Raw genomic sequence first — 15761 nt, forward strand, 5'->3', positions numbered from 1 at the left:
TTAGTTTTAGCTAGTGAGTGAATGATAATTTGGTACTTATTATTAATTATTAATGAGAATACAGTATTTTTTTCCTCTTCTATCAACAGATAGATTATCGACAACTTACAGTTGCACTGCTGTTCCCTAAAATCCAAAACTTTTTACCTTATACAAATTTGATCAATATTTGCTACAAATAAATAGGTTATTTCTTAGAAGTCAACCCTCCCCTAACCCCTCCTGGGATGGGAAGTCACTGAGTCAGGAGTTAGTCGAAATTTATCTTTTTAGTTCAATGGACATCTCCTATAAAGTCTTTTAATTGCCCAAATTAATTCGTAACATTCTTTTTTGTATTATCTATTTGAGATGGAGAAATACTACATACCAATCCGCCCATAATATCAAATCCGGTTAAATACTTATTATATAATTGGCAGAGATGGGGTGATGGGGTGATTGGGTGATTGGGAGGTGGGGTGATGGGGTGATTGGGTGATGGGGTGATTGGGTGATTGGGTGATGGGGTGATTGGGTGATTGGGTGATGGGGTGATTGGGTGATTGGGAGGTGGGGTGATGGGGTGATGGAGAGATAGTCCGATTTAATATTGAAGTGTGGATATAATTATAAATATATACTGTATAATCGGATTCTATATAATTGGTTTGTAAAAAATTAAAAAAATTAAGTCTGAAACTCTTATCCCAGATGAGCTTTTTCCTTTTTATATAATCTTTTTCACACAACCACGTTGCGGACTGCCATCTGATATTTCTTGAGTATATGGATGCTCTAAGTCTTGATTGGGCCTAAATCAGGGACTCTATAATGATATTTACTTAACAAATTTTTGGACTTACCTTGAAAACCACCCTTGGCCAGAGAGTAAACCGAACTAGAGAAATAGCCTACACTAATAACTAAAGTAAACAAAATAGCGATTCATTTTCTATGCCTGTATTAAGCGAAAGAACCTTAGAAGTTGGACAACAATTAGAAGGCTTTGAGGTAAAAGCCATTACCCCCCTCAAGCAGCAGCAGATGGTAGCATATCAACTGGAGCATCTGAAAACTGGTGCCAAACTGCTACACCTCTACTCAGAAGATGCGGAAAATCTGTTTTCTATTAGTTTTCCTACTCCTCCGCCAAATAGTACAGGAATACCCCACATTCTAGAACATTCTGTTTTAGCAGGTTCAGAAAAATATCCTGTACGGGAACCATTTTTTGAAATGCTAAAAATGAGTCCGGCAACCTTCATCAATGCTATGACAGGACCTGATTGTACTTATTATCCAGTCTCCAGTAAAGTCAAACAAGACCTATTCAACCTAGCAGAAGTATACTTTGATGCTGTATTTCATCCTCTGCTGACTGAAAACACATTCAAACGGGAAGGCCACCATCTAGCTCCTGCCGACCCAGAAAATCCTCAAGGAGAGCTAAAATTTACTGGAGTAGTCTATAATGAGATGAGTGGTGTCTTTTCAGACCCCGAACAAAGGTTAGATAGTATTGCTAATAGGACTCTATTTCCTGACAACATCTATGGCCTCGAATACGGAGGCGACCCAAAAAATATTCCCGAACTCACTTACCAAGATTTCCGGGAGTTTCACGCTAACTATTATCATCCTAGTAATGCTTACTTTGTATTCTATGGGAATATTGCAACTCCAGAATATCTAAAATTTTTGGCTGAAAAGTTAGATGTTTTTGAACAACGGAAACCCAACATCAACATTACTCCTCAGTCTCAATGGAGCGAACCCTGTTTCCAAGAAGCTTCTTATCCTATTAGTGCAGCAGACTCGGCAGAAGAGAAAACTTATATTCTGCTCAAATGGTTGGTAGGAGATAGCACCAACTCTGATGAGTGGGTGGCCTTGGATATTCTCAGTCGCATACTGTTGGGAAATGAAGGGGCACCATTGAAAAAGGCGATCGTTGAGTCTCAAATAGGTCAAGACTTACTACGGTCTGGAGTAGACTCTGTAGGTAAGGAAACTACTTTTCATATTGGTATTCAAGGTAGTGAACCAGACCGTGGTGAAGCATTCAGTCAGTTAATTATTAATACTCTCGCAGAACTTGCAGAAACCGAACTAGAACCTAGTCTTGTGGAAGCAGCTTTTCAACAAGCAGCATACCAACATCAAGAAATTGCCAGTATGTATCCGTTGCGGATGTTGTTCCGGGTGATGCAAACTTGGATTTATGGTAACGACCCGTTAACGTTTTTGCAGATCGGCGATCGCCTCGTTGAATGCAAACAACGTTATCTTGAAAACCCTAGTTATTTCAACAACCTCATCCGCGAAAAGTTACTCAACAACCCCCACCGTTTAACTTTAGTATTGAAGCCAGACCAAGAATGGCAATCTAATTATGACCAAGAAGTAGCAGCACAAGTGGAACAGGTACGTTCTCAACTGACTCCAGAAGAGCTAGAGCATATAGCTAACGAAGCAGAAGCACTAGAAGTAGAGTCAGGAACTCCCAACGATCCAGAAGCAGTAGCGAAACTACCTCAACTACAGGTAAGCGACTTACCACCCAAACCAGATGATATTCCTACTGATGTCGAAGAGATTGATGGTGGAGTGACAATATTACGCAACCATGTGTTAGCAAATGGGGTAAACTATTTACAACTAGATTTTAGTCTGCGGGGGTTGCCTGAAGATTTGTGGTTGTATGTACCTACTTATATAGATGCTTTGCGGAAGTTGGGTGCAGGGGATATGGATTACGAACATATTGCCCGACGCATTGCTTCTTATACAGGCGGAATTAATTTTAGAACTCAGTTGCGGACTCATGCTCAAGACCCTTATCGTCCTATACATGGATTTCGTGTTACTCTGAAAACCCTTGACGAACAACTACAACCGGCATTAGATTTATTGCGAGATTTGATTTTTGCAGTCAACCCTCGCGATACAGCTAGACTACGAGATGTTGTTAATCAGTCTTTGGCTCAATGTAGTTCTGATTTGGTTTACAATGGTATCTACACAGCCATGTTGCGGGCTAGTTCTGGTATGACGGCAGAAGCTAAAATTAGCCAAGTTATTAACGGTTTGCCTCAATTAGAGTTGCTGAATAAAGTATGCGATCGCTTTGATGAACATGGGGCAAATTTGATGGCTAAAGTTGAAACTATCCGCGATTATATTGCGAATCAACCTTTAACTGCTAGTTTTACTGGTTCTGACCATGGTTATGAGCTGGTGAAGAACACCCTATCAGAGTGGAGTCAGCAGCAACAGCAACAACCAGGAGAGAATTTTCCTAATCGCTTCGATCCTATTTACAATCTACGGGAAGCTTTGGCAGGTCCTGTACAGGTAGCTTATTGCGTTCAGACTATGCCAGCACCTCACTTCAGCCATCCAAAATCTCCATTGTTAGCATTGGGCGCTCATTTGTTGGGTTTGGGTTATCTATTCAGTGAAATTCGTTTGAAGGGTAATGCTTACGGTGCTGGATGCTCTTACAGTGGGTTAGGAAAGGTTCTTTCTTTGTATTCTTACCGAGACCCTCATGTTAGTCGTACTCTTGAGGTGTTTGCTGGTTTGATAGATTATATCAAGGATTTAGATTGGACTCAGACTGATATTGACCGAGCTATTATTGCTACTATTCAGGATGATTCCCCAGTGTTACGTCCAGAGATGGCTACAAGTTTAGCCTTAGAACGTTATTTGATAGGGCAAACTACTGAAGTAAGAGAGGAACGTTATCAGCGATCGCTCAATGCTACGGTAGCGGATGTGAAGCAAACTTTGTTAGATGTGTTTACTTCAGGAATGGAGCGCAGTAACATTTGTGTGATGTCTTCTCGCGCCAAACTAGAAGAAGCAAACGATCAAATGGAAGGAAACACATTGGAAATTTCTGATATTATGTGATTTCAGAAAAAGTAAAACCTTGTAAGGACGTTCCATGGAACGTCCCTACTGTAGTCTACCCAAATGAAAACCGCTATACAGAAAAATTTATACTGATTATACTAACTTAATATCATACTAAAAAATAGACATTAAGGTAGAAAAACTGATTCAATAACCTAAGAATATCTCCCCATCTCCCCATCTCCCCATCTCCCCATCTCCCCACCCTTCCCACACTCCCGGATTTGATATTACCCACTATTTGATGCAATAATATTTCGGCACTATGAGCGATAATACTGTCCTGTTATGCCTGAAATTCCCCAATTTCCTGAAGCTCTTGCTGAGGCCCTCAATAACTTTCCAGAGCTAGATTTGGACCTACCAGACCCAGAAGATGAAAATATTCCAGACTCAGACTTTGAAAAAGTAGTAGACACAGCATGGAAAGTTTGCGATCGCTTCGACCTCCAGACAGAAATCTGGCGGGGACGCATCTTAAGAATCATCAGAGACCGAGAAAAAATAGGAGGAGATGGGCGAGGTAGCGGATTTCTAAATTGGCTCAAGGAAAGAGAAATCAACAAGAGTCAAGCTTATGCACTGATAGAATTGGCCAATAGTGCTGATACTTTAATTGCAGAAGGACATTTAGACCCAGACTCCATTAATAATTTTAGTAAAAGGGCTTTTGTAGAAACAGCAAAATCCGTTCCAGAAGTCCAAGAAATGGTGACAGATGCTGCTAAAAAAGGCGATCGCATCACTAGACGAGAAGTCAAACAACTAGCAGATGAATGGATGGCCATTAGTTCAGATTTACTTCCCAGCGAAATCAAAGAAAAGGCCACATCCGGTTCTATGCCACCACATTATTTAGCTCCCCTAGTGCGAGAAATGGAAAAATTACCAGAATCTCATGTGAGCGCAATTCAAGAGGAAATCGTCCAAACTCCTGAGTTGGAGACCGTGAAGCAATTGACCTCAGATGCCAAAAACCTTTCTAAATATCTTGATTCAGCAGCAAAAGTTCAAGCATTGAATGAATCACCGTTAGATATGGAAATGGTACTAGAAGAAGCTTTGAGATTAGAATGTCTGAATATAGTCGCCGATCTAGTAAAACAATCTGGTCAACTAGAAGCAACAACGGCTAAACTTTACAGTACCTGGAAGCGAGTAGGTAATCTATCAGAACGGTTATTTGTTGATACTGGTGCCAGTACACCTCATTTACGACACTTGTTAGGGTGTTTAGACAAACTATCTAATAATGTAATTGAAATTCGTCTCAGTGAAGTCAATGACCAAACTATTCGCCTACAAATACTCTCCGATGGAGACTAGGGGAGTGCAGGAGTGGGGGAGTGCTTACAAGGGTAAGTTTTTAAGATTTGACACGGAGACGCGGTGACACGGTGACACGGAGACGCGGGGACGCGGAGATTGGATAATTGAGTAATTAATTCAATCTACTCCCTCTATTCATTAAAGAAAACTCCCCGTCTATCTATCTCTGAACTTCCCCATTTGTCATTGCGAGGGGGAGGTAGCAAAAATTGTTTCAGTACTCCTCAAGTATCTCCCCGAAGCAATCTCAGTAGCTAAAATTTCCTGGAATAAATTGCTTCTATTTTGTCATTGCGAGGGGGAGATGGTAAAAATTGTTTCAGTACTCCTCAAGTATCCCCCCGAAGCAATCTCAGTAGCTAAAATTTCCCGGAATAAACTGCTTCTATTTTGTCATTGCGAGGGGGAGATGGTAAAAATTGTTTCAGTACTCCTCAAGTATCCCCCCGAAGCAATCTCAGTAGCTAAAACTTAAATGAAGAGATTGCTTCTATTTTGTCATTGCGAGGGGGAGATGGTAAAAATTGTTTCAGTACTCCTCAAGTATCCCCCCGAAGCAATCTCAGTAGCTAAAATTTCCCGGAATAAACTGCTTCTATTTTGTCATTGCGAGGGGGAGATGGTAAAAATTGTTTCAGTACTCCTCAAGTATCCCCCCGAAGCAATCTCAGTAGCTAAAACTTAAATGAAGAGATTGCTTCGGCTAATTTACATTTTTCTTCAAATCTTAACTCACTTATAACTGCCTCGCAATGACAATATCAATCTTATGATATTTACCAAATAAATAGCAGAGAATTTAAACAGATGCGATACCCAGTTAAACTGAAACAAACTGATGAAGGATATGCTGTTTGGTGTCCTTATTTACCTGGATGTTGGTCTCAGGGAGAAACTGAAGCTGAGGCATTAGAAAATATTAAAGATGTCATAGAATCTTATTTAGAATATATGAAAGAGTTAAATTCAAATAGCGAGTTTCATAATTCCTAATAATAAAAAATAAGCATTTTGTAGGTTGGGTAGAACGAAGTGGAACCCAACACATATTTTATTTATATATGCAGATTTTTGTTGGGTTGCGCTGCCGCTTAACCCAACCTACTAGACTGATAACTGAAACGCTTATATGTTAAAGTCCACAAGTCTCTGCGCGAGAGAAGAGCACCACTCCCCCAACAAGCCACCACATCTTAGACCACCCAACTCTTGATGGAAGATGTCCTATATAATCCGTGCTAATGTCAAATTTTAAGTCATTGTAGTACAACCATTTTTCTCCTTTACGCCATCCTACTTTATATGCAAATTTTTTCCAGACTTCTTCGTTATACTCTTTTGTTCCTCCTAAATTGTGATAAATTTCCTTTTGCACAGAAAACCCGAATTTACCATTACTATATTTTACCCAAAGCCCATCAATTGTACAGAGGTCTTTGCAAGGAAAATTTTCTATGTCTTCTGCTGTTAGAGAATTATTTTCCTTTAAACCTACAACTTTCAACATACAACGAGCAGTTTCCATATCTGCCTCTTTCCACTCACCATTTACTAGAAAATCACGAACTTTTGTATAGTCTACATTTTTGTCATAAAGTAATTCTATTTCATCATTTTGAGGGCTAGTTTCAATAGCTTTTGCAGTGGTAAAAACTTCAGAATTTGATTCTTGTGACTCTGGTAAAAATCGTTCCTCAATATCTGCAACATCCTCATCTCTCAATCCTAAAAGTGACTTAATTTCCCGCAAAGTTTCACGTTCTCTTTCTCTAAAAGGATAAGATTTTTCAACAGCTTGACTAAAGATTTCCTCATAACGTTTTAACTTTTTATGAAACTGAATATAAGGTTCCATTTCCTCAGATTCAATTGCCTTTGCCTCCTCATCAGATATTCCATATCTCTTGCATAATTCCTCCAACAAAAAACCACTAATCAAATCTATCTCACCATTATTTTTCTGCAATATTTCCTGCACCTTGCGACGATATTGCAACTTCGTATCGTCTTGAGGAGAACTTGCTAAATAAATTCGATAACCCTCCTTCACAGGTGCAAATTGAGGAGTCATTGCCGGAGATTCTTCATGTACCTTTTCACTCACATATTGATGCAATTCATCCGCTGAAATTTTGCCATTACCATCAGTATCTGCTGCCCCAGTCTTAATCCCTTCCACTAGATATTTTGTATAAATAGATAATTCAGAACCTTCCGACTCAAAAGAACTTTGAACAGCACTAGAAGACATCAAAATTGCCCTACCTTTACCCCCTAATTCTGCTTGAATATCTATATTTTCATCCCCTTTAGCAGTCATTCCTTTAGTAAATGCTCCACTATAACAACAGTCAAGAATCACAACCAGACGTTGGGAAAAACTATCATTCATGTGACCTTGTAGAACACTAGCACCCACCGCAGTCGGCGTAACAATTCCCCGTTGACCTTTGCGAGTTTTAGGAGTAGCTAAAAATAAATTACTCTCTCGACTTTTAACTCCATGACCAGAAAAATAAAAAAGTAAAACATCATCTTTATTCCGGTCAGCAAACAAATCATAAATAGCCTCTTCTATCTGTTGACGATTGGAATTTTCCAACACCTTAATTTCATCAAAACCTCCCATTTCCGAATTACCTAGAACTTCCTTCATTGCCTCAACATCTTTTACCGCACTAGGCAAAGCTGGAAATTCTGGGAGGTATTCACTAACTCCAATTAATAGAGCTATTTTTGCCATAAAAAAATCTCCTTAAGACTTCAAAAAATCATCTACTTCCGCCAAAGCTTTTTTCAAATCTTTCAGATTACCAACTTCAATATCTATCTTTCTACCATTACCTTCAGCCTTAATTTTAAAAGTCTTACCAGAGAGGCGATCGCCCAAATATCCAACCAAAGCTTTAAGATTTTTAGCATTAATTTCTGCGGTGAGAATTCCTACTAAAAAACCGCCGATACTTTTAGCACCAGGTTCGGCAGTTTCTATTGATATTAAATCTGCTTTTTGAACGCCATCAAATCCTTCAATTTCCGACAAAATATACCGGGTATCTTCTTCAAGTTTATCCTCTTCTAATTTTTGGTCAGATAGAGAAATTGTTAGTTGAATATTTTCTAATGACGTAATATTTAATTGTTAGTTTTCAGGAATAAAATTACTAATACATAGGAAAAATAATATCATATATTGTTTGGTTATGCTTAAGCCCCCTAAATCCCCCAATCCTGGCAGGGTCTATTTATTGTCACTAGAGAAAAATTTATGGGGAGATGGGGGAATGGGGAGATGGGGAGATGGGGAGGTGGGGAGATGGGGAGGTGGGGAGATGGAGAGATTTGTATATTTGCATAATTTTTTGTATTTCTTATGAATATTCTCTGACGACAAAGAATTAGCCCTGCCCAATCCTGGGGGACTTTTAGAGTTTTATTCCCCCCAAAATTGGGGGTATTTTAGAGTTTTATTTCCCCCAAAATTGAGGAGCTTTTAGAGTCTTATTCCCCCCCAAATTGGGGGGCTAGGGGGGCAAAATCATATCCATAATCAGCAACACCCAGAAGGAGGTACTGATAACTGATAACTGATAACTGATAACTAACTCCTGACTCCTAGATTAAATCAGGCGTGTTTTCATCAAAATCATCAAAATCATCATCACTATCATCATCATCATCATCTATTAAGTCATCTTCTAGGTCGCCAGGAAAATCAGACTCAAAATTATCGGAGACAAAATCTGAGTCATCTAAAACTGACTCACTTTCTAAATTGTTTAGAATCTGAGGAAAATCAGGCATACGATCGTCTATCAATTGATTTTGATCTTGAGATATGCCTTGAGAATCTGGAAAATTATTATTCACAGGTGATAAATTCAGATTACTTTCCAATTCTAATGAACGTGCTGTTTGATCGTCTAAGACTACACTTTGTAAATTATCTTCCTCAATCATATCCACATCCTCATCCCAACTTTGTTCCAAACGATTAATCTCTGCACTCAGGGCATCTTCATAAGCATTAAAACCAGTCCCCGCAGGAATCAAACGTCCAATAATCACATTTTCCTTCAATCCCCTTAACCAATCTGACTTACCTTCAATTGCCGCCTCCGTTAACACCCTCGTAGTCTCTTGGAAACTCGCTGCCGAAATAAAGCTATCTGTATTCAAAGATGCTTTTGTAATCCCTAACAACATTGGCGTATACTGAGCTGTTGCTCCACCAGTAATAGACATAGCCTCATTAACCTGTTCCACTTGTCGCAACTCTATCAACTCTCCAGGCAACATAGTAGTATCACCACCATCATCAATCCTGACCTTAGCAGTCATCTGACGCACAATTACTTCAATATGTTTATCAGAAATATCTATACCCTGAGATTGATAAACCGCCTGCACTTGATCTACCAAAAACTTCTGACAAGCCTCAAAACTCCTCAAACAAGCCTCATAAATGCTTTCATGGTCGCGGTAATAGTTGAAGAAAATCTCCAAAATTTCATGGGGGTTTCGGGGTCCATCTGTGAGTGATTCACCCACATTTACATTTTGTCCATCAGGAACAATCACATTCTGCCCAGGGCCAATCGGATAATCTGTAATTGTTCCGTCAGGGGAAACCACGCTAGCTTCCACATGATCGTCATTAGCCTTAACCTGAGCTTGACCAGGATACTTCACTAAAATACAAGACTCTTTTGGTTTACGAGCCTCCAACAATTCCTCAATTCGAGGTAAACCCTGAATAATATCCCCAGTCTTAGCCCGCTCAAATACCAACAGTACTAAATTATCCCCTCGTTGTACCAAATCTCCATCCATGGTCAGCAGTATCGCTCCTGCTGAAACACGATAAGGTCGGCCTTGACGCAAGATAACTTGATAAGCTTCTTCACCATTATCTGCAACTGTTTTCTCAATTCTAGAAACCAGACCTGAGTGTTCAAGAAATACTCCAGGGGCAATCTCTGTACCAGCAACTAATAAATCCCCTTGAGCTACAGATGGCAAAGTATTAACTTGTATTTTAATTAAGTCAGCATCTCTGACGATCAAAATACGACGAATAGCTTCCGAACCTTCTTTAATACCGCGTACCTCACCAGCTTCCTTAGATAAAATTTCTGTGCGAGCTACCACTGCTCCAGCTTCAATCACATCCCTATCTTTAACCAGAAGTTCGGTACTTGTACTACCATGGGTTGTATCTGCCGTTACATCGCGACGAATTACCAAAGATTCTAGAATCACCAACTGCAAACGCATTACTCCCTCTTCCTTTGGATCTGGTGATAACTCAATATCAGCAGCTAATTGAGGAGCTTCTTCTCCAATCTCTAATACTAACTGGGTTCGTAGTAATTCTACACCTTCTACAGATTTAACTCGTTCCCCATCTTTAAAAGGAATGCGTTGTACTGCCCTTAACTCAATAGAAGAATTAATTGATTTCTGAGAAGGAACGCCAGGATCGTCAGGCACATGAAATTCTGTCACAGGCCGTAATAATAATCCAGGAGTTTCTGGAGTTTCTACATATTCAATATACTTTAACTCAGAGACTTCTAATCCTGGCACCACTTCTTTTCCAGGCATTGCAATCTGACCATTGATTAGACTCAAATCCCCTATATCTGTTTCATAATCTCCACTATGCAGTTCACCTGGTTTAATTACCACTTCCCTGAGAATGTCATTTTTTTGATGTACTTCTACAACTCCATTAGACAGACAGAAAATATCCTTAACTATCTCTGTACCTGCTTCTACATATTGACCATCTTCTACCAATAGCAAAGATATATCTTTATTGACTTCGTGGCATTCTTCAGGAATCCATAGCAATGTACCACCTTTTGTCACTTCGTAGCCTTGTTTAGCTTTACCACGTTTGAGAACTTCTACTCCCGCATATTTAATGATGCCACCTGTAGTAGTTTTATAATTTTCTTCTAAAAGTTCCGCAATAACTTCGTGGTTGCCAACTTTACTACCAGGAGTAACTTTCAAAGCAAATCGTTGATTATTTTGAGCTTCAATGATATACTGCTCTCGGTTAGCAATTGTTTCCATCCTAACTTTTGCCTGGTCTAGTCGCACACTGGCAGTAATGACTTCAATCTCACGAGGCAGATTATCTTGTGCTTTCCTATGCACTGGCAGTTCGGTAGAAACGTTAGTCGTAGTCACTGCTCCTTCAGACTCATTCGTTGTTGCCTGTGGAGTTCCTGCACTCAACATATTTTGAGTTTTTTCCGTAGAAGGAATTCTTACCACACCGCCATGCTCTGTCACCAACTTAGTCACAGCAATTACACTATTAACATTAATTGTAGTAGCATTTTTGATTACAGCTTCTGCACCTGGTGGCAGATTATAAACTTCTCCTGATAAAATCCAGATCAGACCTCCTCTTTGAGCAATGCGCGTTGTTGTTCCTTGTCTGTCTACCTTTTCTTCCTGCACCAACTTAGCAAATAGAACCTCCCCTGCTAAATCTGAGGCTACTTCTTTTGTAACTTTCTCAGTTGTTTTTCTGACCTGACCTGCCTTTGGTACTTCTGCTAAAATTTCTCCTGCTAACACTTGTTGGTTATTTTGCACCATCAAAATAGAACCTTGAGCAATGAATATACTTTCTTGACCCCCATTAGTTCCTACTATTGTCAGGTCAAAATTATTTTCTGCAATCATTGCTTCATCCCCATGACGAGTCCGGAATGACCTAGTACGCACATTTGATGGATACTTGACTACACCTGCAAAAGGAGATACGAACTGACGTGCTACTTCCCCTGTAAATACACCACCAGTATGGAATGTCCGCATTGTTAATTGAGTACCTGGTTCGCCGATAGACTGAGCAGCAATAATCCCAATAGCTTCTCCCAGATCTACTATATGACCATGAGCTAAACTCCACCCATAGCACTGTTGACAGACAGACCGGGGTGACTCACAAGTCAATGGCGATCGCACAAATACTTTTTCTACACCTGCTTTACCTATTGCTTTAGCTAAGTCTTCTGTAAATACTTGATTTCTGACTGCTTGAACGCCACCACTACTAATGATTTCTCCTGTTTCTGGATGTTTAACATCCTCTCCTGCAACTCTACCCAATAACCTGTCTTGTACGGGAATTAACACGCGTTCGCCATCTTTCATGCTTGTCACTGTTACACCCCGCTTTGTGCCACAGTCTGCTTCCCGAACTATTACATCCTGAGAAACATCAACTAAGCGACGAGTCAAATAACCGGAGTCTGCAGTCCTCAATGCTGTATCAACCAAACCTTTTCGCGCACCATAGGAGGAGATAATATACTCTGTTACAGTTAAACCTTCCCGGAAATTAGTCTTAATTGGCAAGTCAATAATTTCCCCTTGTGGATCTGCCATCAGACCACGCATTCCTACTAACTGACGTACCTGAGAAATATTACCCCGCGCTCCAGAAAATGCCATCATATAAACAGAGTTTAGGGGGTCACTTGCTTTAAAGTTACGGACTACCTCATCTTTAAGATTTTCACTGGTAACATTCCAGGTATCAATTACTTTTTGAAAGCGTTCTACTTCAGTAATTTTTCCTTTAGTATAGCGGTCAGTTGTATCGCGAATTTCTTCTTCTGCTGCATCTAAAAGTTTTCGTTTAGAAGCAGGTATTCGTAAGTCATCAACACTAATAGAAACTCCTGCTTTTGTCGCATAACGAAATCCTAAATCTTTCAGTTTATCTGCCATGTGTGCAGTTCTGGCTGTACCATAATTATTAAAAGACCAAGAAATTAGCTTTTTCAATTGACCCTTATTAATAACTCTATTCCGAAAAATCATGTGATTCTCTACCTTTGTTTGTTGTTTACTAATTTATTTAGTTAGATAAAAAACTGTTTTTCAAGCAAATAGAAAAGAGTAAGTAATTTTGTTTTTTGCTTCCTTTCTTTTCCTTGCGTGAAAAAAGAATGCTTAACTTAGGAGACACTTCAATTATTAAGTAATTAACACAAACTGAATAACTTTTTTGATAATTAGCACCCCAGTTATTGTTAATTATTCTGATGTTTACTTCCCCTCCAGGGAGGGGTTAGGGGTGGGTTCCCTCCCTCTCGGACGTTGCATGCAACGTCCCTACCCACTCCCCTACTCCCCCGTTCAATAAAATAATGTGGGTCTAAAACCCCGCCTTGACTAGCGAAATATTTTTGGCTCCTTGCTCAAACCCCCAACTTCCCCTCCCTGGAGGGGAGGGGTTAGGGGTGGGTTAACTTCTGACTTCTGACTTCTGACTTCGTTAACACCCTTGGTATAACTTATCTTCTCCACAGGTTTAAAATAGGCAGGAACTCCCACTACTGAAACAAATAGTTTTCTAAATTGACGGCAGCATTAAAGTCTCTGTCTGCTTCAAATTCGCTGCTCCCTTTACAAAACACTTTCAATTGTTTGATTGAGAATTATGCGACCAGGTGTTGTCACCACAAACTGTGTCGTTGCTTCTCCATTTATCTCCCGCACCTGGCGAGATTTAATATGAACCTGTTTAATTTTTCCCTGTGGAGTGTAATGAACCCGATACAAGTGATAACGCTTCACTACCTCTCCATTTTCTAGAGTTTTCTCTGACTTCAACTCTCCCAAATCATCCGGCAATATCTTACTATCCAATGGCATCCAATAAATTTTAACCGCAACTTCTTCTGATATCTGTTGGATATCGGGAGGCATTTCTTCTGACTTATCTGTTTCGACTGCCACATCACTAGGCAACCTCAAATACACATAAGTATGTAACCCTACCTTAGACTGTTCATAAGCTAAAATTACATCGTTAAAGCTAGCAAAATATAGTTCTTTTCCACCTTGTTCTCTATGGTTTTCTGCTGTAAGATAATAACAACCTAATACCATATCTTGAGAAGGCGTAATAATTGGACGACCAGTCGCTGGAGACAGAATATTATTCGATGCCAACATCAATAACCTGGCCTCTGCTTGGGACTCTAGAGAAAGTGGCACATGAACCGCCATTTGGTCGCCATCAAAGTCAGCATTAAATGCCGGACAAACTAAAGGATGTAACTGAATTGCGCGACCATCTACTAAAATAGGTTCAAAAGCTTGAATACCTAATCTGTGTAAAGTTGGTGCCCGGTTCAACATCACTGGATGACCTTCTATTACTTCCTCCAGCACATCCCAAACATTCGGGTCTCCCCTTTGAATTAGTTTTTTGGCAGCTTTAATATTATTAACTAACCCCTGACGTATTAACCGATGAATGACAAATGGTTGAAACAATTCAATTGCCATTTCTCGCGGTAAACCACACTGATTAATTGCCAATTTCGGTCCGACAACAATTACCGAACGCCCTGAATAATCAACCCGTTTACCTAACAAATTTTGCCGGAAACGACCTTGTTTTCCTTCGATAATATCACTCAAAGATTTCAGAGGTCTGTTATTTGCACCTACCACAGTACGACCGCGACGACCATTATCAATCAAAGCATCAACTGCTTCTTGCAACATTCGTTTTTCGTTGCGGATAATAATCTCTGGTGCTAAAATTTCTTGCAATCTTGCCAAGCGATTATTACGGTTAATCACTCGTCGATAAAGATCGTTCAAATCGCTAGTTGCAAAGCGACCACCATCCAACTGTACCATTGGACGTAAATCTGGTGGAATGACTGGAATAGCATCTAAAACCATCCATTCTGGTCTTGAACCCGTAGCGACAAAATTATCAATTACTCGCAAACGTTTGATTAATTTGGCGCGTTTTTGCCCTTTAGAATTAGCAATTTCTTCCCTTAGTTTTTCTGCTTCTTCTTCTAGAGCAAGATTTTGTAATAATACTTGTAGAGCTTCAGCACCAATGCCAACTTCAACCCCAACTATTGTTGAATCTTCGCTATAAATTTGATCTTCAATTTCTAGCCAAACATCCTCTGTTAAAAGTTGCTTATAACTTAAACTTTCGTGATTCCCTGGGTCTAATACCACATAAGCATTGAAGTAAACAATTTGTTCTACATCTCGCAATGGCATATCTAACAAAATTGCCATATAACTCGGAATACCCTTGAGATACCAAACATGAGTAACTGGTGCTGCTAATTTTATATACCCCATACGGTGACGGCGCACCCGTGACTCAGTTACTTCTACTCCACATCTTTCACAAACAATACCTCTATGTCGGACTCGCTTATACTTTCCACAATGACATTCCCAATCTTTCGCAGGACCAAAGATGCGTTCACAAAACAACCCATCCATTTCTGGCTTTAGAGTCCGATAATTAATAGTTTCTGGCTTAGTAACTTCTCCTACTACTGTACCATTTGGTAGAGTTCTTTCTCCCCAAAGACGAATTCTTTCTGGAGAAGCTAGACCAATTTTGACATAATCAAATCTTTGTTCAAGTTTTGGCATTTTTATAATAAAGAGTTAAGACTACAAAATTAACAGGCATTGCACATTCAGCGAATGATTTTGGATTAGGG

General features: G+C 39.7%; 8 protein-coding genes. 3 read left to right on the forward strand and 5 right to left on the reverse strand.

Annotated features, from left to right (window positions below):
• The first annotated feature begins 936 nt into the window (after nt 1–936).
• On the forward strand, nt 937–3900 hold the full coding sequence (locus F6K23_RS15225) for an insulinase family protein (protein ID WP_293156808.1): 2964 nt from the start codon (nt 937–939) through the stop codon (nt 3898–3900).
• Nucleotides 3901–4012: 112 nt separating this feature from the next.
• On the opposite strand, the gene F6K23_RS15230 is transcribed toward F6K23_RS15225, so the two are convergent.
• Nucleotides 4013–4141 (reverse strand): hypothetical protein, encoded by a 129-nt coding sequence (locus F6K23_RS15230; protein ID WP_293156810.1) that lies wholly within the window; start codon nt 4139–4141, stop codon nt 4013–4015.
• 50 nt (nt 4142–4191) lie between these two features.
• On the opposite strand from F6K23_RS15230, the gene F6K23_RS15235 reads away from it, so the two are divergent.
• Entirely contained in the window at nt 4192–5229 is a 1038-nt protein-coding gene (locus F6K23_RS15235; protein ID WP_293156812.1) for a hypothetical protein, read from the forward strand.
• An 810-nt stretch (nt 5230–6039) separates the two neighbouring features.
• Nucleotides 6040–6225, forward strand: a complete 186-nt coding sequence (locus F6K23_RS15240; protein ID WP_293156814.1) for a type II toxin-antitoxin system HicB family antitoxin — start codon at nt 6040–6042, stop codon at nt 6223–6225.
• A gap of 139 nt (nt 6226–6364) precedes the next feature.
• Here F6K23_RS15240 and F6K23_RS15245 read toward each other — a convergent pair whose 3' ends face one another.
• The 4 genes from F6K23_RS15245 to F6K23_RS15260 all read right to left on the reverse strand — a co-directional run bounded on the left by F6K23_RS15245 (nt 6365) and on the right by F6K23_RS15260 (nt 15690).
• Nucleotides 6365–7975 (reverse strand): GUN4 domain-containing protein, encoded by a 1611-nt coding sequence (locus F6K23_RS15245; RefSeq protein ID WP_293156816.1) that lies wholly within the window; start codon nt 7973–7975, stop codon nt 6365–6367.
• Nucleotides 7976–7987: 12 nt separating this feature from the next.
• Complete coding sequence (locus F6K23_RS15250) at nt 7988–8275, reverse strand: hypothetical protein (protein ID WP_293156818.1); 288 nt, start codon at nt 8273–8275, stop codon at nt 7988–7990.
• A 572-nt stretch (nt 8276–8847) separates the two neighbouring features.
• Nucleotides 8848–13083 (reverse strand): DNA-directed RNA polymerase subunit beta', encoded by a 4236-nt coding sequence (locus tag F6K23_RS15255; RefSeq protein WP_293156820.1) that lies wholly within the window; start codon nt 13081–13083, stop codon nt 8848–8850.
• Nucleotides 13084–13671: 588 nt separating this feature from the next.
• Entirely contained in the window at nt 13672–15690 is a 2019-nt protein-coding gene (locus F6K23_RS15260) for a DNA-directed RNA polymerase subunit gamma (RefSeq protein ID WP_293125289.1), read from the reverse strand.
• Between the last annotated feature and the right edge of the window lie 71 nt (nt 15691–15761).

The sequence above is a fragment of the Okeania sp. SIO2C9 genome (genome assembly GCF_010672455.1).
GTDB lineage: Bacteria > Cyanobacteriota > Cyanobacteriia > Cyanobacteriales > Microcoleaceae > Okeania.

What these genes read in the sequence shown, in the direction of transcription:
- F6K23_RS15225 (WP_293156808.1), top strand. Translation starts at nt 937, where the DNA reads ATGCCTGTATTAAGCGAAAGAACCTTAGAAGTTGGACAACAATTAGAA.
- F6K23_RS15235 (WP_293156812.1), top strand. Translation starts at nt 4,192, where the DNA reads ATGCCTGAAATTCCCCAATTTCCTGAAGCTCTTGCTGAGGCCCTCAAT.
- F6K23_RS15240 (WP_293156814.1), top strand. Translation starts at nt 6,040, where the DNA reads ATGCGATACCCAGTTAAACTGAAACAAACTGATGAAGGATATGCTGTT.
- F6K23_RS15245 (WP_293156816.1), bottom strand. Translation starts at nt 7,975, where the DNA reads ATGGCAAAAATAGCTCTATTAATTGGAGTTAGTGAATACCTCCCAGAA.
- F6K23_RS15255 (WP_293156820.1), bottom strand. Translation starts at nt 13,083, where the DNA reads ATGATTTTTCGGAATAGAGTTATTAATAAGGGTCAATTGAAAAAGCTA.
- F6K23_RS15260 (WP_293125289.1), bottom strand. Translation starts at nt 15,690, where the DNA reads ATGCCAAAACTTGAACAAAGATTTGATTATGTCAAAATTGGTCTAGCT.